Genomic DNA, 21,541 nt, shown 5'->3' with positions numbered 1-21,541 from the left:
TTGATCGTTTAGAAACTAACTGATACACCCGTGTTGATAACCCGCGCCTGAGGATAGTACTGTGCACTACCGCTGGTAGACTCAGGATCGAACAGACCTTTCATAGAAGGTGAGTAGGTAAACAAATTCAGGCCGTTTACATAAATGCGCAGGCTATTGAGGCCAATTTTGCTGCCAATTTTTCCAGGAAGCGTATAACCCAGTTCCAGGTTCTTTAACCGGGCATAGTCTGTGCTCTTCAGCCAGTAGCTGGTGCCGTTCGAGAAATACTGATTACTGCGGTCAACAATTCGTGGATCAACGGTGCTTGGGTTATCCACTGTCCAGCGGTGATCGTAGCTGTATTTGAGAAAGTTACCAATCGTACCCGATTCCGTTTGCAGGAAGATCTGCCCGCCAGTCGATGCCTGTACAAGAATACTCAAGTCAAAATTCTTGTAGCGCAGGGAGGCATTGAAACCGCCCTGAAAACGAGGCTGGTTGTTGCGGTCGGCCCTTACGCGGTCGTCGCCATTAATTTTACCATCACCGTTGATATCCTTGAGTTTCATATCGCCAGGCCGTAGTAAGCTGGCGCCAACACCACTGTAGTCCAGCTTGTTGGCATCGATATCAGCCTGGGTAGAGAAAATACCATCATACTGGTACAGAAGCGTACCATTCTGCTGGTTAGGATCATTTACGTTGCTTGGAATAGGCTTACCCGTCGAACGCTGCCATTCAGGAGCACCCGGTGTTTCATCCCAGAACGTAATTTGGTTCTTAGCATATCCACCATTCACGCTCACGCTATATTTCAGATCACCCACTTCACCGTTGTAACCAATCCGGAATTCATACCCTTTATTGGTCACCTTCCCAATGTTAGTAGCGGGTAATGTAGCACCTGTGGTTTGTGGAATCGAAGCACTCTTACGCCATAGGATATTCGACCGCTTGTTTTGGAAGACATCGAATTCGAAGAAAACTTTGCCATTAAATAACGATCCTTCCAGACCGATATCCGCATTGTTGGCTACCTCCCAGGTCAAGCTGGTATTTGGCACACCGTTTTCATAAAGGGTCTGCGCGACCTGGCCGCCCGTAACGTAACCCCAGTTCGAATTCACTACGTCACCATAGGCATAGGTAGGCAGGTAATCATATTCACGCAGAATATCGTTGAAATAAACCTGGTCGTTACCCAATTGACCCCATGATGCCCGCAGTTTGAGTGAGCTAACAGCGGGTAAGCTTTTCTTGAAGAAATCCTCTTCAGAGATCCGCCAGCCTGCCGATACACCGGGGAAGAAGCCCCAGCGGCTAGCCGCCGGAAACATATACGAACCATCGTACCGCCACAAGAACTCTGCGAGGTATTTTTCTTTAAAGTTGTACCCGGCCCGACCAAAATAGCTCATCCGGGCACGTTCCCATGCAGAGGTTGTGTTGCTGTTTTTCTCGGCACTACCACCAGCAAATAACTGATCGATGGCAGTTGAGGCAAAATACTTCCGGAAGCCCGAGAATCCACTTGAGTTGGATTGCTCCTTAGTGATTCCGGCCAGTAATGTTATCGCATGATCACCGCCAAACACATGATCGTAGCTCAGGATACCCGACAGCAGTGAGTTGAACTGATCATTCGTGTACTGGTTAAGTTGGGCCTGGGCGGGTCCTTTCTGCACACGCTGAAGGACAGGCTGTTTGTTGGCGTCGTAGGATGTATAATCCCAGCTGTAAACAAACCAGGGCGTTTCCCACCGTTTGCCCTGCTGAATGTATTTATCCAAGGCAACGCTACCGCTGAACTTCAAGCCCGGAACCCATGGGTTCGTGATGTTCACACTGGCATTACTTTGCAGATAATAGCGCGTGTCTTTGTCATAACCCGTGGCGCTGGTCGTGACAAGAACCGGCTGCTGGCCATTTTCAATATCAGGCGCAGGCTGTCCTGTCGGCCAGAAAGCCGGTTTATTGGGATAACCCCGCATTAGCATCCGGAAAATAGCCCCTGCCCCTACTGTTGGGAAAAACCGATTTTCCTGACGACCGACAACGCCAATTACTGTATTGATATACTTGTTGACTTTAGCATCCAGATTTAACCGGAAATCATACTGCTTATAGCCAGTTGCCGAATTTTTGTAGTAGCCATCCTGATTCTGGTAATTAGCCGATGCCAGATATTTAACATTCTCGCTACCACCAACTAACTGCAATGTATGCCGCGTTTGCGGAGACCAGGTTTTCAGTGCTTCGCCAAACCAGTCGGTATTAGGATGTGCCCAGGGGTCCGAACCATCCTGAAATTTTTTGATATCGTCAGGCGTAAAAGCAGCTTTGGCAATAGCGCCATTATCAGGACGAGTAAAGGTTCCTGTTGTATTGAAAGCGGTATTCGCATCTTTCCAGTACTGAGCAGGCAGGTTATACAAGTTGATCTCATTGTTCAACTGGGCATACTCGGCAGCCGTTGCCATTTTTGGAATGACGGTTGGCTGTCCCCAACCCTGATTAAAGCTGTAGGAAAGATCAGGCTTACCCGTTTTACCCCGTTTGGTGGTGATCAGGATAACGCCGTTAGCTGCCCGCGAACCATAGATTGCCGCCGACGCATCTTTAAGGACAGACATGCTTTCGATATCGGCCGGGTTAATCCGATCAAGCCCCCCTGCCCGGGCAGGCACACCATCAATAACGATCAGGGCATCATTATTACCAAGCGTATTAGATCCCCGAATACGAATTTTGGCACCGTCATAACCAGGCTCACCGCTGGCGTTGGTCGCAATGACACCCGGCATCCGGCCCGCAATGGAGTTACTCAGGTTAGTAGCTGGCGATTTTACCAGATCGGTCCCTTTCACAGTCGCTACAGAGCCAGTTACTGTTTCCTTTTTCTGCTCACCGTAACCAACGACGACAACTTCATTTAACATTTTATCGTCTGAAGCCAGCGTAATGCTAATGGTATTTCTACCGTTAATAGGTATTTCCTGCGTAGTATACCCAATGTAGGAGAAAACAAGTGTGGAATTCCCACTAGGTGCGTTCAAGGAATAATCGCCCTCTGCTGTAGTAACAGTACCTGTAGTGGTACCTTTGATGAGTATGCTAACACCCGGCAGTGATAAGCCCTGACCATCAGTAACTTTACCCGAAACTTTCGTCTGTGCGGATGCACTTATCGAACAGAGGAGGCAAAATATCAGCAGGATACCGGCAGTACTTCCGCGGGCCTGCCCAACATTTTTAGCAAAAGGTACCCTTTCCCCACAGAGGAACCTCTTGTTGGTAAATAGTTTTTTCATAAAATTATCCTGTTTTTGTTCAACAGGATAAAGTATATAGTACTAATCTTCTACTGACTTTATCTTAATCAGTATTTAGTTTTTTTTACCTTATTTTATCTTTAATAGGAATAAACACATCTATATCATGGTAAAAAAGAATCAGACAAGGTACAATAGGTCAAGTATTTATACTCTTATTTTTCTGAATAAATCACCTTAACTAAGCATAGTTTTTTGTTACAATGCGCTCCTGATCGGAAACATAATTTCCACTTGTCGAAGCCGATAAATGGCGCAAAACTGACAAATAAGTAGGTATGTATCAGGTATAAAACTGGCGCAGGCACATTCAAGAGGAGTACGTTCTCCCGCTGAATCTTTCCCAAAAACAGTCGTGCGGCTGACACTCACTAATAAGTGTCAGCCGCACGACTGTTATGATTAGCTATCTTTTCTGCTAGGTTCCGGTAACCTGTTCTTCCTGCTGTTGCCTTACTTGCTGTCCAATCGGTACGTACTCGACTTCGCAGGGGTAGCCAAACAGGCAGTTATCCTTGATTTGCCGGGCCACCCGCTCCGGAACCATCTCCTCCCATCCGTCCTCACCTGATTGTATCATTTCGAGGACGTGATCGGTTGAAATATGCAGGTTCGCTTCGTTGTAATCACGAATGTCCTCTATTTTATCGTTACGGGAGAGATAATTGAATAACGGCTCCAGGGTTGGTGGCAACTGAAATTCTTTACAGGAGTAAATCTTATTATTGCGCAGAGTGGGGTAAACAAATAGTTTGACCTTCCGGCTAAACAATGTAGCAAACGACTCTAAAATACCACCCGGCAGAAACTCGTAATGCCCTTCTTCAAAAATATATTCCAGGTTAGGAATACCAACGACCAGGCCAATTTTCAGGCGTGTCAGCTTTGCCAGATAGGCAACCAGCTTATAATACTCCAGGTAGTTAGAGATCATTACGGTCTGCCCCATCGAACACAAAATATCCACCCGGTCCAGAAAATCCTTCTCATCGATTCCCTGATCATTGGCTTTCAGGTTGTGAAGCGTCAATTCAGCCATCGAAACTACCCGATTTTCATCAACATCGGGCTCGGCTCTGAACTGCTTCAGGCCATTTTCGATCATATCCATCTGGACATTTGTAACCGGACGTAAGCGTCCACGCATGACCAGAATATTCTTTTTATAAAGCGCTTCGGAGGGCTGTAGTACCTGACCATCCGGACCGAAGAGTGCCGCATCGGTAAAGCTATTTTTTACCAGGTGCAGGCTCATCAATCGATTGTCGACATCAGCAAAATCGGGCCCGCTAAACCGAATCATATCAATCTGGATTCGCTCCGGCAAGAGATCGTCCATGAGCGATAAGACTAGCGTTTCGGGCGATTTAGCGTAATAGTAGCACCCATAAATCAGGTTGACACCTATAACACCCAGTGCCTGCTGTTGCAGAATATTCTCGTTATCCAGCATTCTGACGTGAATAATCACATCGTTGTAGCCACCCTGTGGGGTTAATTGAAAACGGCACCCGATCCAGCCGTGGGCGTCATTGGTCTTTTGATAATTGAGCGCAACTACCGTATTTGCAAACGCAAAAAACGTGGTGTCGGGGCCACGTTTTTCAGCTAATCGTTTCTCTAACAGGCTATATTCTTTAGTAAGCATCTTAACCAGCCGGGATTCAACAACATAGCGTCCACTTTCTTCGACGCCATAAATTGAGTCACTGAACGTCATGTCGTAGGCCGACATTGTTTTGGCGATGGTACCTGACGAACCGCCGGCCTTAAAAAACATGGCAGCTGTTTCCTGCCCCGCTCCAATCTCTGCAAAAGAGCCGTAAATACGGCGGTCAAGGTTGATTCGTAATGCTTTCTGTTTAGTGCCTATATTTTTCTCGTACATAGTATTGGCAGGTTGCTGCTGCTAAAGTTACGGATACAAAGGAACAAAAGCCATGCCCCTTGTACCCACAAACGTCGATTATGAAATTGTTGTTCTGCCGGTTAGACATTATTTGCTTTACCAACGTTTAGTCTGACAAATAAAAAGACAATCCAGGAGATTGTCTTTTGGGATTAAGCAAGGAAACCTTATTATTTAAGCAATTCTCCGGGCGTTTCTATAAACATATTACCACCTCCGGCCTTACGATCCAGTGATGATGAAATTCCGGTTAAAATCTCATCCGTTCCAACACCCCGACGGGCCGTTGTTCGTGTTCCCGTGATCTGGTAGATTGCTTCGCCTAGTAAAGGCTCACTTAGATTGCCGAATGCTTTCATGCCCAGCGATGGCTCATTCACCTCAACGGCGGGTACAAAACCCGTAGCGTAATCGGAAAAGCCCTGTGCATTCGCCGATTTGAAGGTCAGCGGTTGCATGCCCCATTTAATTCGTTTTGTATCGTCGGAGATTGTAATGGAACCAACGTTTTTGCCCACGGTAGTCGTGCCAATGGTGGTTACGGTCATAAATGGACGAAGACCGTTTATAATCAGCTCACTGGCCGAAGCCGTACTGCTCGTCGTTAAGACAAAGATCCGGCTCAGATTGGCTCCAATATTCGTAGCTTTTGCCGAAAATTTCTCTGTATTCCAACCGGCACCGTATTTCTTATCACGGTCGGCAGTTACGGTACTATTCCATTGCTGCGTATAGAATACTTTTGACCCGTCAATATTCTTACCCATGAGGCTGGCTAAGTTTGTTGACGAACTCACATAGCCTCCCCGATTATAGCGTAAGTCCAGAACCAGTTCATTGACACCTTTCTGTTTAAACTTACCAAAAATATTATCCAGTTTGGTGTCATACGTTTTATCGGCTTCACCACTGCTTTTGAATACGCCGGGAATGAACTGGTTGTAAACCACATAACCGACCGTTTTACCGCCAATTGTATAGGTGGTGTCGAGCAAAACGGGATCTTCCTGAAGCACGATAGGATTCACCTGTCTTGTCTGATCCGTATCTGTAGGCGTACCATTTACCAGTGTGGCCATGCCAAATGTTAACGCATCGGCAGCTAACAGACTCGCATAGTTAGTGCCCGTTAATGCCTGACCATTCACTTTCGTAAAAATATCACCGCGCTTAAACCCGGCAGCAGCGGCCGGCGATCCGGGAAGCACATACAAAACAGAACCCACAATATCAGTCCTGGACTGGCCTTTATAGTATAGGCGATACTCTATACCCGTCGACTTGGACTGCCCGCTCAATGATGCTTTCAGTTCGTCGGCGCTTGGCTGTATCCAGGAAAAGCGATCCCGATTGACATTGGCGGTGTTCGTATAATCATACAGCAGCGAATAAAAGAACTTGTCTGGGGCTAGCGATGTGTCGGGGTTTGCCGGAATCTTGTCGTTCCAGAGGTAGTAATACTTCATGTTAGACAAAATCCAGTCTTTTACATCCTTGTTGGAAGCAATTGGATTAACATCAGGGTCTTTTTTACAGGAATTAAGCATAAGCGTACCCGAAATCGTCAAAAGCAGAGCGGGACGCAGCAGAGAGTATCTCGTCATAAAGTTTGTGTGAATCAAGCGTAATTGCTTAATAATAACGCAAATACTACTAAAATAATTTAGTTGAAAACGAGATAGTACAATGCAGGTCCTTAAATCAGAATCAACAGAATGCATCTTCAATATGCGTGATTCGTAATTCATTGCCCGACATGGCGACGGCGATAATGTCGAAACGAATATCGTGAAACCAGTCATTAGCGAAGATGAAATGCTCGGCAGCTTTCATAACCAATCGAGATTTTGTGTAGGAAACAAATTCTTCAGGATTTCCATAACTAAGATTGGTACGCGTTTTGACTTCCACGAAGACAAGTAGCTTTCCTTTTTTGGCGATAAGGTCAATTTCTGCGTGTTGGTGGCGGTAATTTCTGGCCATGACTTCATAGCCTTTTTCCTGCAGATAGCGAACCGCTTCGGCTTCGCCCTGCTTGCCGGTTTCGTTGTGTTGGGCCATTAATAGATTGGGTTACAAGTTACGAATCGAACGAAATCTGCCATTCTGCTTGTTATTCAGAGAGCGGAGGCCGGTATGGCTGCTTCGTTTTTTGTAAAGCAATGAATAGTCGCGTCAATAAGCAAGTTGAGGTTCGGGAATTAGGATTGATTGAGTATCAGGCGGCCTGGGATGAGCAGGAACGTTTATTTGCCGACATTGTCAATCAGAAATTACTGAATCGATCGCGCTCGTCCGATGAGCAACAGCTCACATCGAACTACCTGTTATTTTGTGAACATCCGCACGTATACACCCTTGGCACGAGTGGTCATGAAGACAATCTGCTGGTAGACGAGGCTCGTCTGGCCCATGAATTTGGGGCTTCATTCTTTAAAATCCGGCGTGGTGGCGACATTACCTATCATGGCCCTGGTCAGTTGGTAGGTTATCCGATCCTGGATTTAGATAATTTCTTTACCGATATTCACCGGTACATGCGGTTATTGGAAGAGTCCATTATTCTGACACTAGCCGATTATGGCCTCAATGCTGGCAGAATTGATGGTCTGACGGGTGTCTGGCTTGATTATGACGGTGGCGCTAACCCGCGTAAAATTTGTGCAATGGGCGTAAAAGCAAGCCGTTGGGTAACGATGCATGGTTTTGCCTTGAACGTCAATACAGATTTGAGTTATTTTGGCCATATTGTTCCCTGTGGCATTACTGATAAAGCAGTCACGTCACTGGCCACAGAATTAGGCCGCCCTGTTCCACTGGACGAAGTTGCCAGTCGCGTTAGTGACCATCTGGCAGAGTTGTTTGAAATGAATCTAGTAACGCGGGTTTCTACCCGCACCTTGTTGGCATAAACGCGGGAGGAAATCCGCGTTACTGAACATGAAAAAAGACATCAATTTTTTGCCCGTTGAGGGCGTACAGATAGTAATTGCCCGTAAAGAGAATGAAGTAGGGGGATATGATTGGCAGGTATTTTTGATCAACCAGAACGATGTGCCGATCAAAACGGTGTTCGTAACGTCGAAAGGTTATGGCCTTTTAAACGAAGAGGAGCAGAAAACATCCACGTTGCGGCATTTTTTCGTCGAGATTCAACCCGGTGCCTATGAGGTTGTTGAATCCATCATGCCCGACGTTTTTCACCTGAATAACGAGTATTGGGTCAGCTACTTTATTGGCGATCAGATTTTCGACAAAAAGTTTATCTTCGTGCCAGACAGTATTGTCGAAGAAAATCTCGTTACTGTACCTGCGTTGGGTCTGGAGGGGATTTTGCATGAGTAAGTAGCGGTCAGAACGTCTATTGTCGCATCCTGTCTGCCGAAAAAGCCTATAGCGGGCAGGATGTCCGCATTCCTAAAACCTATGCCTCAAGCCGTCTCCTGGAAACGTCGACTAAAAAACTTCCTCTTTATTGATCTCAAAACAGTAGCCGGTGAACCGTCGTTACTGTCAGTAGAACCACGCTTACAGCGGCAGTGGGAAGAAAAAAGCCGCTATTTTAAGAGTGAAGAAGAAATTTCGGCCGCTGGCTGGTACGATCGCCGGGCTTCTTTCTTTGCCGAGTTCGGTAAAATCATCTGTATAGGCGTTGGTGGTTTATTTTTCGACGAAGGCGATAAGCCACACCTGAAAGTTAAACTCCTCAGTAACGACGACGAAGTGGCGATTCTGCAGGAATTTCTGACTATCGTTAATCGATATCCGCCTGGAGAATTAATTTTCTGCGCCCACAATGGAAAGGAGTTTGATTTTCCCTACCTGTGCCGCCGTCTGATGGTCAATGGACTGCCCTTGCCCACTGCCTTGCAGATTTCAGGCAAAAAACCGTGGGAAATCCTGCATAAGGATACCCTGGAACACTGGCAGTACGGCGATAAGCGACATTTCGTACCACTCGATTTGCTGGCCGCCGTGCTGAACATACCAACGCGCCCACTCGAATGGATGGGCGACCGCACCAGCGAAGTGTACTACCGGGAACACGACTGGCCCCGCATTGAGCAGTATGCACGCGACTCAGTGGTCATGCTCGTACAGGTGTATATGCGCATGGTAGGTGCCCCGCTCGTGGCCGACGAGCATATAGTCATGAGTGACTGACGGATTACATAAACACAGAGAGAAAGAGTCGGAACAGAGCACGCAGGGGCCTCTGTGAACTCTGTGAAATCGTTAGTCTGCTCTGTGTTTAACCATTTTCGCTCACCGTTAGAGTTGAGCAATTTTAGATGAGAAACGGAAAACCGAAACAAAATAAATATTCCCGGTCCGGCGAGACCCGGCCCGCAGGGGCAGGCTCGAGCACCGGAAAATCAGCCACGGCCCGCCCTCGGGAGAAGGGCCTGGATAAACAATCCAGTAAAGTCAGGCCAATTATACAGGCTGACTCTTATTTAGACGAATTGAAAAACGACCTCATGGCGTTTTTCCAAATTAACAATGCCCAGTCATTTACGCAGGATCAGGTTCTGGAACACTTCGACGTATTTGACCGGAAAATGAAACTGATCGTCCATGGTCTCATTGGTGAACTCACCGATGAAGGCTCTTTGATCCGTCAATCTGACGGTAGTTATCGTGCCGACGAAGATGCGAACCTCATTGAGGGCGTAGTCGATCACGTTAATTCCCGCTTCGCCTTTGTCATTCCGACATCGCCTACAGGCAGCCGGGCCGATCGTAACGACGATATCTGGGTATCGACCGAAGATCTTGCCGGAGCCGTTGATGGCGATAGGGTGCGTGTTGTTCGCTTTACAGACTCGCGAAACCGGGGACGCCGAATCGAGGGCAAAGTGGCAACCGTCATTGAGCGCGGCCGTACTGAACTTGTCGGTCGTATTGAGGTATGGCCGACCTACGGTTTCGTTATTCCTGATAGCAAGAAAATCTACGACGACATTTTCATTTCCAAGGAAAAACTCGGGGCTGCCAATGATGGTGATAAAGTAATTGTTCGTCTGACAAAATATCCCGATCCCCATAGCAGTAAACAGCGCTTTGAGGGCGAAGTCGTTACGGTGCTGGGCGTGGCCGGTCAGAACAATACGGAAATGCACGCTATTCTGGCCGAGTTTGGCCTGCCTATTCATTTCCCGGAGGACGTGGAGCAGGAAGCCGAAGCAATTCCGACCAAAATCCAGAAAAAGGATCTGGCCAAACGGCGCGACATGCGCGATGTGACAACGTTCACGATCGACCCGGTTGATGCGAAAGATTTTGATGATGCCCTGTCGGTGCAGATACTCGATAATGGCAATTACGAAATTGGGATTCACATTGCAGATGTTACCCACTATGTACTACCCGGCTCGAAGCTTGAAGAAGAAGCCTTTAAGCGGGCAACGTCGGTTTATCTGGTAGATCGTGTCGTGCCAATGCTTCCTGAAAAATTGTCGAATGGCCTGTGCTCACTACGGCCAAATGAAGACAAGCTTACTTTTTCGGCGGTATTTGAACTGACGCCCGACGCGAAGATCGTGAACGAATGGTTTGGCCGGACGGCGATTCACTCGAATCGCCGATTCTCGTATGAGGAAGCGCAGGACATTCTGAACAATAGTAAAGGTGATTACCTGGCAGAACTTCAACTTCTGAACGAATTGGCCTATAAACTGCGCGATGAGCGCTTCAAACATGGCGCCATAAACTTCGAGACGGTGGAAGTACGGTTTAAGCTCGATGAGAATGGGGTGCCGTTGTCAGTTTATCCAAAACTTCGACAGGACACGAATAAACTCATTGAGGAGTTTATGCTACTGGCCAATAAGCGCGTAGCTGAATTCGTGCATTCGCTGTCGAAACGCAACAAAGGTGGGCAGGAAAACACGATGGTTTATCGGGTTCACGAAGGGCCCGACGATCAGAAGTTGCAACAGTTCGCCGATTTTGCCGGTCGACTGGGTTATAAGCTTAAACTGGATGACGACCACTTATCCAGCTCGATGAACCGGTTTATGGCCAGCATCGAAGGAAAGCCGGAAGCGAATATGCTGCAACAATTAGCCGTCCGAACCATGTCGAAGGCACGGTATAGTACCGAAGATCTGGGGCACTTTGGGCTGGCTTTCCGACGCTATTCACACTTCACGTCGCCCATTCGTCGCTATCCCGACATGATGGCACACCGGCTGCTGCAACACTACCTGGACAAAGGGAAACCTGTTGAGCGCGATCCGCTGGAAGACCAGTGTAAACATGCCTCAGCGCGTGAAAAAATGGCTTCCGATGCCGAGCGGGCCAGTATCAAGTATAAACAGGTTGAGTTCATGAGTCGTATGGACCCCGGCCGGACGTTTGAAGGAGTCATTTCGGGCGTAACAGAGTTTGGTATTTTCGTTGAAATCACGGAAAACAACTGCGAAGGTCTCGTTCGAATGCAGGATCTGAACGACGATTTCTACGAATTTGATAAGGATAACTATCGCATCATCGGCCAGCGTCACAAAAAGATGTACACCTTCGGCGATCAGGTAGAAGTGCGTGTCAAGGACACAAACCTTGCCCGCCGAAGTATGGACTTTTTGCTGGTCAGCGACAAAGCCGGTCATGCTCAGGATACGGGGTCAAGTCGTCAGTCGGGCAGGCGCAGTACGGGTCGTGCTGCTTCGCAGGGACGGTCCTCATCACGGCGAAGTGATGGGCCGGCGGCAAAAGGTGAGAACCGTCGCGGAGGCCGGGGACGCCGGTAAGCCCGTTAACATTAGCCCTGAATCCCATTACTCTGACGAATGGCATTCTTGCTATACAGCCACGAAGTATGTGCTTATAATAGACAAAAAAGCCACTCCTCAATCCGGGAGTGGCTTTCGCGCTTTCTTAACCTAAAGTCACTAGTTAAAACTGTTTTAAATACGACAATTTGCCGATAATATGCTGTTCCTGCTGGCGATCCATCATCCGAACTGATCCGGCGTAGGTTCCATGGTTGTAAACAATGTAAAGAAACGATAATGGTTGAAACTCCCAGGCCAGGCGAATATTCCACACGTCCTTGTCGGTATACGTATTCCGCTGAAAAAAGCTAATCAACTGTAACCTCGGATTCACAGCCAGACGGCTTTCAATACTATACAGCTTAATTGTTCCCGAATACTCGCCAACATCTTTAAACTCATTCACCTCAGCGTTTAGGGTAAATGCCGCGTGCGGTGTTGGCGCGAGAATCAGCGAAGCCCGGCCATAATTTAATCGACCATCATAATACCGGCCCGTTTCCGCCGAAAATTGATACGATACCTTCTTCGACGGGTCACTGTTAAACATAGCCTGATAACGAACGTAGCGGTATTTACCCGATGCAATGCTGAGGTCTAGCGGCCGGTAATCGCCATCATCTAATCGCTGAAAGGTTGGTTTCACAAACAGCCCCAAATTACCTCCGTTCTGAAATGTCAGCCAGATTGGGTTGGCATTGTACTGAGCTTCCTGTAAATAGCCCGTTGAGGCTTTGTGATAAAGCTCTACAAAGAAGCCAGGCTCGAAATTACGAACCCATTTAGGTAGCCATTTCGCCCGGTTCACTAAATAAAAACCCGGAGTCGTGGCAATTACATCGCTGCGAGAGACAAAACCCATCTCAGGATTGAAGCTCTTCGTTACAATCGATTGGGTTAACCAACCGACCAACTGATTCGAGCGATAGGTAAGCTGGCTATAAGCGGCCATTCCCTGATCGCTATTATCCGATGTGATCGAGCCAATAACCATGGCACTATAGGCTAGTGACTGCCCCAGTCTGAAAAAACCATCAAGCGCAAACGTACCATTTTGGTGGCCTTTAAGGCTGTCTCCATCGTGCACGTTCTTGATCGTAAACAAGCCGCCGATACGATTCTGCTTGCCAACATTTTCGACATAACGCCCCACCGCAAAATCAGTGGCCGGGCTACCCGAAATACCGCGCTGCCGAATATACATTCCTCCATAGTTCCGGTTGAGCGATCGATATACCAGTCGCGCTCCAGCATCAATCGGAACGGGGGCGCTGGTGCCGTCGGGAAGGGTAGCAAGTCCAACCGTCCGGCTGAAAAACGGCTGAATCACCATGCTACCACCCTCTCCCGTATTTGCATTTCCGGGCAGACCAGCGCCAAACAAACTGGCATTTTCCAGAAAGAAAGCCCGCCGTTCGGGAAAAAGCACCGAAAATCGAGTGAGATTGTTGACTTGACGATCGACATCAGCCTGGGCAAAATCGGTATTCAGAGTAACATCCAGCACTGTGTTTGGATTGATCGCCCACTTAAGGTCGCCCCCTATTTTTAGCTTCGTATTTCCCCGGTTTCCTACTTCGGTGCCGTTGTAACGATCGTCGGCAATGAGTGTGAACGGCTGAATGCGAATATTTGGGGACGGGGGCGGTGGTTTCAGCCCAGTAATTAGTCCGGCATAGGCCATACGAGTCGACGTAAACGCGCGGGGATAGGGCGACCAGGCCGATAGTTCATTTGAGAAGCGTCGATTTCTGGAAAAATTAATTCCCCACGATTGCGTCGAGTCTGCCGATCGAGCATACCGTAACGTCTGCCACGGAATCTGTATTTCGGCCACCCAACCTGAGTCTGTTCGGCTCGTACGGACTTTCCAAAGGCCATCCCAGTCCATATCGTACAGAAAATCGTCAAAGGATAGCCAATCACGCTGAGTACCATATGGATTCGTTGAGAAAGCCATGGCATTGCGCTGATCGTTAAATCCATCGATCGATATACTGAACAGATCATGCGACTGTGCCGAAAAATCACGCTTGAAGTTTGGTACACGCAGCGCTTTTCGGCCCGATGAGTCCCGGTTTATGGCTGCAATGTATAGGAAGTTCCGGTTAAAGAGCACCCGAACGTCCGTATCAAAGGAAGCTGCCTTCCCCTGTTTCGGATCGACCTGGATAAATCGTTGAACGGATTTAGCCTCTTTCCAGGCAGTTTCTTCCAGATGGCCGTCAATTTTCAGGCGTTCACTAATTTCGGTCGCCTGAATAACCCGGCGCTTTTTTGCTGGAGAAAAAATAACCGATTGCCCGCCCACTGTAGTTGCATCTTCCCGAATCGAATCACCCTGAACGCCATCATCCTGTTCCGCATTAGGAACAATGACCGTAGAGGTCTGTGCAACTAGTTTACAGGGAAGTAGTAATACGATAAAAAAACAGCGTAACAGGGCGGGCGGCATAACAGGTCATGAATCGGCATGCCAAAAATAAGCGTGCAACAGGAGTCGCGTCTGTTTTTTTAGTCGAACGGTTCTAGATCAGGACAGACAGTAAGAGTCTGCTAATCGTATTCAAAACGACAATAACTATACTTATCAATCCGGGAAATGAAGCAGCTAGGCAGGCAATGGAGGAGCCATATCTGACGATGTGGGCAGAATAAAAATGAACGTAGTGCCTTCGTTAGCCCCCGAGTGGACCTCATAACGCCCTCGAATGGCGTCCATACGGGCCTGAATATTCCGCAATCCCATACCGCTGGCATCGGAGGGGTCCATACCGCAGCCATTATCTTTCACGATCATATTCAACTCCGTTGAGAATCGTCGGAAAATAATGTCAGCTTCTGTAGCCTCCGAGTGGCGCAGAATATTGCTGCATAGTTCGATACAGATCGAGTATAAGTTAAACTCGGTGGTTTTGTCCAGACGAGGAAGCTGCGTGTTGTCTAATCGAAACGTAACCTGTTGCGATGAGTTAAGCTTACTGACCAACCGTTTCAATGCTTCCGATAAACCCTGTTTTTCTAATTCGTCGGGTTGTAAATTATGGGACAGATAACGGACCTCGGCAAAAGCCTCTTTGGTCATTCCCAACAGATTGCGGTAAATCTGCTGTTCCCGTTCCGGCATTTGGGTTGGATTCAACGCAGACAGGCTAACTTTGATGGCCGCCAGCAGTCCGCCAAGACTATCGTGCAGGTCAGCAGCCATCCGCTTTCGTTCGAGCGTCTGCCCACGTAGCAGAGCCTCTTCAATTTCCCGATTTTTGGCACGTAGCTGATCATTCGCAAGCTTTAGCTCTACAGTTCGCTCGGCTACCTTATCTTCTAATCCCCGATTCAGCCCTTCAATTTCCTGCTTCTGACGGGCAATCAGCTGGCTTTTCCGGTAATAAACAGCCACGAAGATCAGTAGCATCGCCAATCCACTGACCAAAAATAAGCGCATTAGCGACTCCTGTTCAATCGTATGACTCAGTGATTCTATGCGAGCCCGCTGCTCAAGCCGGCTCCGTTGCGAATCGGCCCGCAGCCGCTCGGTCTCAATACGCTGGCGAAGTTGGTTCATCCGGTTTTCACCTGCAATCTGCTCCCGTTCAGCTTCAGCCCGCAGGCGGGCAATTTCGGCCTGTCTACGAACATCCATCAGCTCCCGTTGCTGAATCAACTGATTTTTCTCGGCTTCTTCGCGCACCAGCCGAATAGCATATTCATTTTGCAGGGCCAACGTTTCCTCTACTCGTTTTTGCTTGTTGAGGCTATCCTTAACCATGTTAAATTCTTCAAACTGAATTAGCGCTTTTTCGGTTTGACCATCTGCTCTATATGCATGGTATAGGGCTTGACTGGCCATTTGCCGTATCCGCAGGTTTTCCTGGCGACGGGCAACATCCATGGCTCGTTCGCCGTATGAAATGGCTAATGGAACATTTTTTATCTGCACAAAACACTCTGCCAAACGCGCCCATACAGATGCTTCACCGACCGCACTATTTAATTGTTTCCAGCCAACCAGCGCTTCTTCGTAATAAGAAATTGCCTTTTCGGGTTGATGACGCGTATTATAAAAATCGCCCAGCCGTTCGTCGGCATAAATAATATTCGAGAGTGACGTCGTTTCGCGATTAATCCGGCGACTTTCTTCAAACTGAATACGGGCGGCATCGAACTTCTTCTGCCGTTCATAGACCTCACCAATTTGTGTGACGACCTGAGCCATCAACAGTTTTCGATTCTGCCTGGAAACCAGCGTATTCAGCGGAAGCATACTCAAAGACGTCTGGTAGCTTTGGAGTGCTTTAGGATAATCGCGCAGCATGACATAAATATCGCCCATATTCATTTCTACCTGCCAAAGGGGCGAACTGGTTTTGGGTAATCCTGCGGCTAAGAGAGATGCCTGCTGATTAATTTGTAAGGCTTTCGGGTAATCGTTTTTCCGGACACGATAATAGAACTCTTCCAGCATCAACCCCCTGACCTGGTAAAGATCATTGTGAAGTAATCGGGCCTGATGGACGAGTTTTGTCGCGTAATAAAGACTGCTGTCGCTAGGGGCATTACGCCATTGTTTAAAGACAACAGCAAGGTAGCGTAATCCTTCCAGCTGTGTAGTATCATTACGTAACGTATGCGGTAAACGCTCTGTGGTTCGGATGTACTGTTGGCCCAGAGATCGTAGACTATCCATGTATTGATGATCGCTACGACGATCAAAGTTTGGGTCAGGCAATAGCGGCCGCGTTTGTGCCAGGCACAACCCAACACGACTGAATAGTATAATCCAGATTGCCAAACTTCTCATAGACCACCAAGCAAACAGAGACTCCGCTGATATGGATGTTAAAAGTAAATACTGAAAGCAGATAATCAAGCGTTTACCCCGAAAAACTTCTGTATTCGCAGGCTAAGTTATGGCTAACGATCCGCTTTTGCCTATTTTGGTTCAATAACCGTGAAATAAATATCTACTTTTTTTTCTATTAAAATTAAACACTTTGCTGTCGAAGTGAATCTATAGAATACTTTCTTGCGTAAGTACAAAGTTTTCTCTGAATAAGTATTTTAAACTAAAAATGCCGTTTTGCGATAAATTCCGCTGAATACGCGAAATTTCCCAAAGATTAACGATTGTTTGGCAAATTTTTTGCACTATTCATTTGCAAATGAGCCTGTAAACGCTTTACTTTGATTCCTGCATTACCAGAATTTATAAAAAAACATAACCCCCGCACACACTATCGGAACACAGCTCTACGTTACCTAATTGTCTTACTGAAAATGGAAAAAGCCCAGGTAAACGACAGTGAGTTGATTTCCCTGTACATCCGTGGTAATGAAAAAGCCTTTGCAAAATTAGTGCAGCGGCACAAATCGAAGATTTACACTACCATTTATTTGATCGTTAAAGATCAGTACGTGGCCGAAGATTTAATGCAGGACACCTTTATCAAAGCGGTGGACACCCTTAAATCTGGTAAATACAACGAGGAGGGAAAATTTCTACCCTGGATTATCCGCATCGCTCACAACTTGGCCATTGACTATTTCCGAAAAGATAAACGCTACCCCAGTGTGGTGTTTGAAGACGGAAGCAGTGTGTTTAATACGCTTGAGTTTGCTGAAGATTCGGTAGAGTCATTGCAAATTCGCCAGGAAACACACGAGCATTTGCGCGAACTGATTCAGCGATTGCCGGAACAACAGCGTCAAGTGCTCATTATGCGGCACTACGAGGAAATGAGTTTCCAGGAGATTGCCGATGCAACCGGAGTCAGCATCAACACAGCTTTGGGACGTATGCGTTATGCGCTGATTAATCTGCGCAAACAACTGAGCAAACGTTCGCTGAGTTATGATAAAAACATTTACCCAAGATGATGTAATCCGGTACGTCTATGAGGAGACCTCTCCAGAGGAGAACCTGCTCATTGAAGACGCCATGATGTCTGAACCGGAATTGATGACGTTCTTTCTCGAAGCCCTCGAACTACGGGCTTTGATGAATAAAATTGAACGCCAACCCCGAAAAAGTACGGTTCAGAACATTCTGAATTACTCCAAACACCATTCGGCAAACCCACCAACCCGTCTGCGACATTCGTAGCGAGTTAGTGGGTTTTGCTGTATTCCAGACATTGGACATCGGATAACAGATCGCAGCCTTGTTAATTGGTTTTGATCCGTTATCCGGTGTTTAAGGTCGTTTTTGTATGCAAAAAAAAGAACGCTTCCGGCGATTTCTCGATTATTTTACCCAGCATTATCCAGAGCCAAAAACAGAATTAAATTTCGGCAACCCGTTTGAGTTACTGGTTGCTGTTATTTTGTCGGCTCAGTGTACGGATAAACGGATTAACCAGATTACTCCAGCTCTTTTCGCTCGCTTTTCGGAGCCAGAATCGCTGGCCGCGGCCTCGGTCGACGAAGTATTTACCTACATCCGTAGCGTGTCATACCCCAACAATAAGGCAAAGCACCTGGTCGGGATGGCAAAGGCCTTAATGGAACACTTTGGGGGAGAAATTCCGGCAACCGTTGAGGAATTGCAGACATTGCCGGGCGTTGGCCGTAAAACGGCCCATGTCATTTTATCAGTCGTCTATAATGAACCAACAATGGCCGTCGACACGCATGTTTTTCGTGTCTCACATCGGCTCGGGCTTGCTCCTTTGACCGCTACAACGCCACTTGCTGTTGAAAAAGCGTTGATGGCCCACATTCCGAAACAATACGTTCCCAAAGCCCATCACTGGCTTATTTTACACGGACGATACATTTGCCTCGCGCGTACACCGAAGTGCGAGGTATGCGCCCTGAAGGAATTTTGCAAATATTATGAAAAGCGTTATGGATTATGACCAGGCTGATTACGCTTTAAATAGCCTTTAATCAGCCTGATCACCGTTCAGACTAAAACTGCTCTGTTGCGGCAAAAAAGAAGCCGCCCTCAATCGCTGCATTCTCATCTGAATCAGAGCCGTGAATAGCGTTTGCTTCTATCGACTTGGCATACAGCTTCCGGATTGTCCCTTCTTCAGCCTGTGCCGGATTCGTAGCACCAATCAACTTACGGAAATCGGCAACTGCATTTTCTTTTTCCAGGATCATGGGCACAATCGCTCCCGACGACATATAAGCCCGTAGATCGTTATAAAACGGACGTTCGCGGTGAACGGCGTAAAATTGACCAGCCCGCTCAGGCGTTAACTGAGTCTTTTTGATTGCAACGATACGGAAGCCTGCTTCTTCAATCAGTTTAATAATTGCTCCAGTATGCCCGCCTTCTACTGCGTCGGGCTTAATCATGGTGAACGTTTGGTTCGTAGCCATCAGGGATTATTTCCAAATTTTATTTGGGCGCAAAGGTAAGCACTTTACCCGAAATGCCATGTAGGTCAATAAGCCCACTGATATCCAAATTATTCGTACTTTTGGGTTTCGATTACGGCTTCGGCTGTTTGTTTATGCAAGATATTGAAGCAATTGGTGCAGTTATCGGACAACCGCTGAGTGGTGCCGCCCAAACTGTGCTGATTACAACTCACCAGAATCCTGACGCTGATGCTATGGGATCATCGCTGGGTTTGGCGGGTTACCTCCGCAAAAAAGGTCACCGCGTGACAGTCGTCACCCCTACCGACTACGGGCAAAATCTGTATTGGATGCCGGGTAATGATGACGTCATTGCCTTCGATGAGAAAGTTCGGGTAACAGTGGCCCAATTAATGGAAGAGGCCGATGTGATCTTTTGTCTCGACTTCTCAAGCCTGGACCGCATCCGCGATCTGGCGCCTATGGTGCGTCAGTCTCGCGCTCGTAAGATCCTGATCGATCATCATCTCGAACCAGAAGCATTCGCCGATCTGGCTCTTTGGGACCCAAGTGCTGCTGCTACTGCCGAACTTGTTTTCCGGCTAATTGTGCAGTTAGGCGACAAAGATCTACTCGACGTTCCTATTGCCGAGTGTTTGTATTCGGGGCTGATGACCGACACGGGTTCGTTTCGCCACTCGAATACAACTGGTGATGTTCACCGGATGGCTGCTGAGTTACTCGACCTTAAGATTGATGTAAGCAGTATTCACCGGCGTATTTTCGACAATGTGTCGCTTGATAAGTTTCGACTCTTAGGTTATGTCCTAAACGAAAAGCTCAAAGTAGTACCCGAATATAAATTTGCCTATATCACCCTAACTGACGCCGAATTAAAGCAGTATCGATCCAAAACGGGTGATACGGAAGGCATGGTCAACTATGCGCTATCGGTAGAAGGCGTGGTGATGGCCGCAATTTTGATTGACCGTAACGATGAAATTCGTCTCTCTTTTCGTTCAATCGGCGATTTTTCCGTTCGTGAGCTGGTAAGCAAACACTTTAATGGCGGAGGCCATCGAAATGCTGCCGGTGGACGATCTAAGTTGTCGTTGGCCGAAACTGAGAAAAAACTTTTAACAATACTCCCTCAGTATCAACAACAGTTGCTGGAGACTGTCTGAGAAATGGTTTGTGCCGGACCGCCGGAGCGGTTTGTTGTTCGTAGTTACCGACTGGCATAAACATTAAAAATCACAAACTGCGAACGTACTTTAAGCATAAAAACCAGTATTTTCTCATGTCTCTTAAAAATTTCGGGAAAGCCGCCCTGATTGTCGCTGTAGTAGCGGCTTGCGGTAAAAACCGCGTTCAGGTAACGGAAAACGGCCTGAAGTACCAAATCCATGAGCAGGCCGACAGCCCTCGGAAAGGAAAAGTCGGTGACATCCTCACCCTTCACCTGACTCTGCTCAACAACAAAGATTCTGTCTTGCGCGATACGCATAAAGAAGGAGCCCCCTTCCAGATGCTGCTGCAAGTCCCACCCTTTAAAGGAAGCTACGAAGAAGGCCTCACCCTGCTTGGCAAAGGTGACAGCGCTACTTTCTACGTAAGCGCCGATTCGCTGTTTACGCGGGCCATGCAGCCACTACCTCCGGGTGTACAGAAAGGTTCAGACATCGGTATCGCAGTAAAAGTTATGAATGTGCAGTCGGAAGACGAATACAAAAAGACTCAGGCAGCTGACTTTGAAAAGCAAAAAGGAGTCGATGCTAAAACCATCGAGAATTACGTCGCCAAAAATGGTTTAGCTGGTAAAGCCCAGAAAACCGAATCAGGCGTTTATTACGTAGTTACTCAACCGGGTGGTGGACCTACGCCCTCACGTGGCGACGTTGTACAGGTGCATTACACGGGCAAACTACTGGATGGCAAAGTATTCGACAGTTCTAAAACGAATCCGCAGGCAGGTGGCAAACCCGTGCAGTTTCCGGTTGGTGTCGGTCAGGTAATTCCAGGTTGGGAAGAAGGCGTCATGAAAATGCACAAAGGCGAAAAAGCCACGCTGATTATTCCATCTACAATGGCTTATGGCCCACGTGGTAATCAGGGTATTCCGCCAAACTCTGTATTGCTGTTTGATATTGAACTGGTCGATATTCAAAAAGGTCAGCCGGGTCAACCCGGACAACCAGGTATGCCGCAACCAGGCCGGTAATCAATTC

Annotated in this window: 16 protein-coding genes; 9 read left to right on the top strand and 7 right to left on the bottom strand. The window is 47.5% G+C overall.

Annotated features, from left to right (window positions below):
- Positions 1-8: 8 nt before the first annotated feature.
- The 4 genes from G8759_RS03560 to G8759_RS03545 all read right to left on the bottom strand — a co-directional run bounded on the left by G8759_RS03560 (position 9) and on the right by G8759_RS03545 (position 7,284).
- Positions 9-3,293 (bottom strand): SusC/RagA family TonB-linked outer membrane protein, encoded by a 3,285-nt coding sequence (locus tag G8759_RS03560; protein WP_167205272.1) that lies wholly within the window; start codon positions 3,291-3,293, stop codon positions 9-11.
- 439 nt (positions 3,294-3,732) lie between these two features.
- Positions 3,733-5,202: a TonB-dependent receptor gene (locus tag G8759_RS03555; RefSeq protein ID WP_167205270.1), complete on the bottom strand. Its 1,470-nt coding sequence runs from the start codon at positions 5,200-5,202 to the stop codon at positions 3,733-3,735.
- A gap of 191 nt (positions 5,203-5,393) precedes the next feature.
- On the bottom strand, positions 5,394-6,827 hold the full coding sequence (locus G8759_RS03550; protein ID WP_167205268.1) for a S41 family peptidase: 1,434 nt from the start codon (positions 6,825-6,827) through the stop codon (positions 5,394-5,396).
- Positions 6,828-6,930: 103 nt separating this feature from the next.
- Positions 6,931-7,284, bottom strand: a complete 354-nt coding sequence (locus G8759_RS03545; RefSeq protein ID WP_167205266.1) for a YraN family protein — start codon at positions 7,282-7,284, stop codon at positions 6,931-6,933.
- 101 nt (positions 7,285-7,385) lie between these two features.
- Here G8759_RS03545 and lipB point away from each other — a divergent pair, with 101 nt between their 5' ends.
- The 4 genes from lipB (at position 7,386) to rnr (ending at position 11,978) form a co-directional block, all read left to right on the top strand.
- Entirely contained in the window at positions 7,386-8,135 is a 750-nt protein-coding gene (lipB, locus tag G8759_RS03540; RefSeq protein WP_167205264.1) for a lipoyl(octanoyl) transferase LipB, read from the top strand.
- A gap of 28 nt (positions 8,136-8,163) precedes the next feature.
- A complete protein-coding gene (locus tag G8759_RS03535) occupies positions 8,164-8,568 on the top strand; it encodes a hypothetical protein (protein WP_167205261.1) in 405 nt (134 codons plus the stop codon).
- Between the two features lie 81 nt (positions 8,569-8,649).
- Positions 8,650-9,387, top strand: a complete 738-nt coding sequence (locus tag G8759_RS03530) for a 3'-5' exonuclease (RefSeq protein ID WP_167205259.1) — start codon at positions 8,650-8,652, stop codon at positions 9,385-9,387.
- Between the two features lie 128 nt (positions 9,388-9,515).
- Positions 9,516-11,978 (top strand): ribonuclease R, encoded by a 2,463-nt coding sequence (gene rnr / locus G8759_RS03525; RefSeq protein WP_167205257.1) that lies wholly within the window; start codon positions 9,516-9,518, stop codon positions 11,976-11,978.
- A gap of 145 nt (positions 11,979-12,123) precedes the next feature.
- On the opposite strand, the gene G8759_RS03520 is transcribed toward rnr, so the two are convergent.
- Together G8759_RS03520 and G8759_RS03515 are read right to left on the bottom strand one after the other, a co-directional pair.
- The gene (locus tag G8759_RS03520) at positions 12,124-14,457 is read right to left on the bottom strand and encodes a carbohydrate binding family 9 domain-containing protein (RefSeq protein WP_167205255.1); all 2,334 of its coding nucleotides are present in this window, start codon (positions 14,455-14,457) and stop codon (positions 12,124-12,126) included.
- A gap of 156 nt (positions 14,458-14,613) precedes the next feature.
- On the bottom strand, positions 14,614-16,803 hold the full coding sequence (locus tag G8759_RS03515) for a tetratricopeptide repeat-containing sensor histidine kinase (protein ID WP_167205253.1): 2,190 nt from the start codon (positions 16,801-16,803) through the stop codon (positions 14,614-14,616).
- A gap of 476 nt (positions 16,804-17,279) precedes the next feature.
- On the opposite strand from G8759_RS03515, the gene G8759_RS03510 reads away from it, so the two are divergent.
- The 3 genes from G8759_RS03510 to nth all read left to right on the top strand — a co-directional run bounded on the left by G8759_RS03510 (position 17,280) and on the right by nth (position 18,859).
- Positions 17,280-17,879: an RNA polymerase sigma factor gene (locus G8759_RS03510; RefSeq protein ID WP_162389048.1), complete on the top strand. Its 600-nt coding sequence runs from the start codon at positions 17,280-17,282 to the stop codon at positions 17,877-17,879.
- Positions 17,854-18,105 carry a hypothetical protein gene (locus G8759_RS03505; RefSeq protein WP_167205251.1) on the top strand — a complete coding sequence of 84 codons (252 nt, stop codon included), beginning with the start codon at positions 17,854-17,856 and terminating at the stop codon, positions 18,103-18,105. Before G8759_RS03510 ends, G8759_RS03505 begins: the two co-directional genes overlap by 26 nt.
- Before the next feature lie 106 nt (positions 18,106-18,211).
- Positions 18,212-18,859 (top strand): endonuclease III, encoded by a 648-nt coding sequence (gene nth / locus G8759_RS03500; RefSeq protein WP_167205249.1) that lies wholly within the window; start codon positions 18,212-18,214, stop codon positions 18,857-18,859.
- 52 nt (positions 18,860-18,911) lie between these two features.
- Here nth and G8759_RS03495 read toward each other — a convergent pair whose 3' ends face one another.
- Positions 18,912-19,331, bottom strand: coding sequence for a nucleoside-diphosphate kinase (locus tag G8759_RS03495; RefSeq protein ID WP_167205246.1), 420 nt, complete (start codon positions 19,329-19,331; stop codon positions 18,912-18,914).
- 134 nt (positions 19,332-19,465) lie between these two features.
- Between G8759_RS03495 and G8759_RS03490 the strand changes: the two genes are divergently transcribed.
- A complete protein-coding gene (locus G8759_RS03490) occupies positions 19,466-20,497 on the top strand; it encodes a DHH family phosphoesterase (protein ID WP_197933085.1) in 1,032 nt (343 codons plus the stop codon).
- A 116-nt stretch (positions 20,498-20,613) separates the two neighbouring features.
- Positions 20,614-21,534 carry an FKBP-type peptidyl-prolyl cis-trans isomerase gene (locus G8759_RS03485; RefSeq protein ID WP_167205242.1) on the top strand — a complete coding sequence of 307 codons (921 nt, stop codon included), beginning with the start codon at positions 20,614-20,616 and terminating at the stop codon, positions 21,532-21,534.
- The last annotated feature ends 7 nt before the right edge of the window (positions 21,535-21,541 follow it).

This window comes from Spirosoma aureum (genome assembly GCF_011604685.1).
GTDB lineage: Bacteria > Bacteroidota > Bacteroidia > Cytophagales > Spirosomataceae > Spirosoma > Spirosoma aureum.
The sequence above is the reverse complement of the archived record's forward strand: the minus strand, read 5'-3'. Positions and strand labels throughout refer to the sequence as shown.

What these genes read in the sequence shown, in the direction of transcription:
- G8759_RS03560 (WP_167205272.1), bottom strand. Translation starts at nt 3,293, where the DNA reads ATGAAAAAACTATTTACCAACAAGAGGTTCCTCTGTGGGGAAAGGGTA.
- G8759_RS03555 (WP_167205270.1), bottom strand. Translation starts at nt 5,202, where the DNA reads ATGTACGAGAAAAATATAGGCACTAAACAGAAAGCATTACGAATCAAC.
- G8759_RS03550 (WP_167205268.1), bottom strand. Translation starts at nt 6,827, where the DNA reads ATGACGAGATACTCTCTGCTGCGTCCCGCTCTGCTTTTGACGATTTCG.
- G8759_RS03545 (WP_167205266.1), bottom strand. Translation starts at nt 7,284, where the DNA reads ATGGCCCAACACAACGAAACCGGCAAGCAGGGCGAAGCCGAAGCGGTT.
- lipB (WP_167205264.1), top strand. Translation starts at nt 7,386, where the DNA reads ATGAATAGTCGCGTCAATAAGCAAGTTGAGGTTCGGGAATTAGGATTG.
- G8759_RS03535 (WP_167205261.1), top strand. Translation starts at nt 8,164, where the DNA reads ATGAAAAAAGACATCAATTTTTTGCCCGTTGAGGGCGTACAGATAGTA.
- G8759_RS03530 (WP_167205259.1), top strand. Translation starts at nt 8,650, where the DNA reads ATGCCTCAAGCCGTCTCCTGGAAACGTCGACTAAAAAACTTCCTCTTT.
- rnr (WP_167205257.1), top strand. Translation starts at nt 9,516, where the DNA reads ATGAGAAACGGAAAACCGAAACAAAATAAATATTCCCGGTCCGGCGAG.
- G8759_RS03520 (WP_167205255.1), bottom strand. Translation starts at nt 14,457, where the DNA reads ATGCCGCCCGCCCTGTTACGCTGTTTTTTTATCGTATTACTACTTCCC.
- G8759_RS03515 (WP_167205253.1), bottom strand. Translation starts at nt 16,803, where the DNA reads ATGAGAAGTTTGGCAATCTGGATTATACTATTCAGTCGTGTTGGGTTG.
- G8759_RS03510 (WP_162389048.1), top strand. Translation starts at nt 17,280, where the DNA reads ATGGAAAAAGCCCAGGTAAACGACAGTGAGTTGATTTCCCTGTACATC.
- G8759_RS03505 (WP_167205251.1), top strand. Translation starts at nt 17,854, where the DNA reads ATGATAAAAACATTTACCCAAGATGATGTAATCCGGTACGTCTATGAG.
- nth (WP_167205249.1), top strand. Translation starts at nt 18,212, where the DNA reads ATGCAAAAAAAAGAACGCTTCCGGCGATTTCTCGATTATTTTACCCAG.
- G8759_RS03495 (WP_167205246.1), bottom strand. Translation starts at nt 19,331, where the DNA reads ATGGCTACGAACCAAACGTTCACCATGATTAAGCCCGACGCAGTAGAA.
- G8759_RS03490 (WP_197933085.1), top strand. Translation starts at nt 19,466, where the DNA reads ATGCAAGATATTGAAGCAATTGGTGCAGTTATCGGACAACCGCTGAGT.
- G8759_RS03485 (WP_167205242.1), top strand. Translation starts at nt 20,614, where the DNA reads ATGTCTCTTAAAAATTTCGGGAAAGCCGCCCTGATTGTCGCTGTAGTA.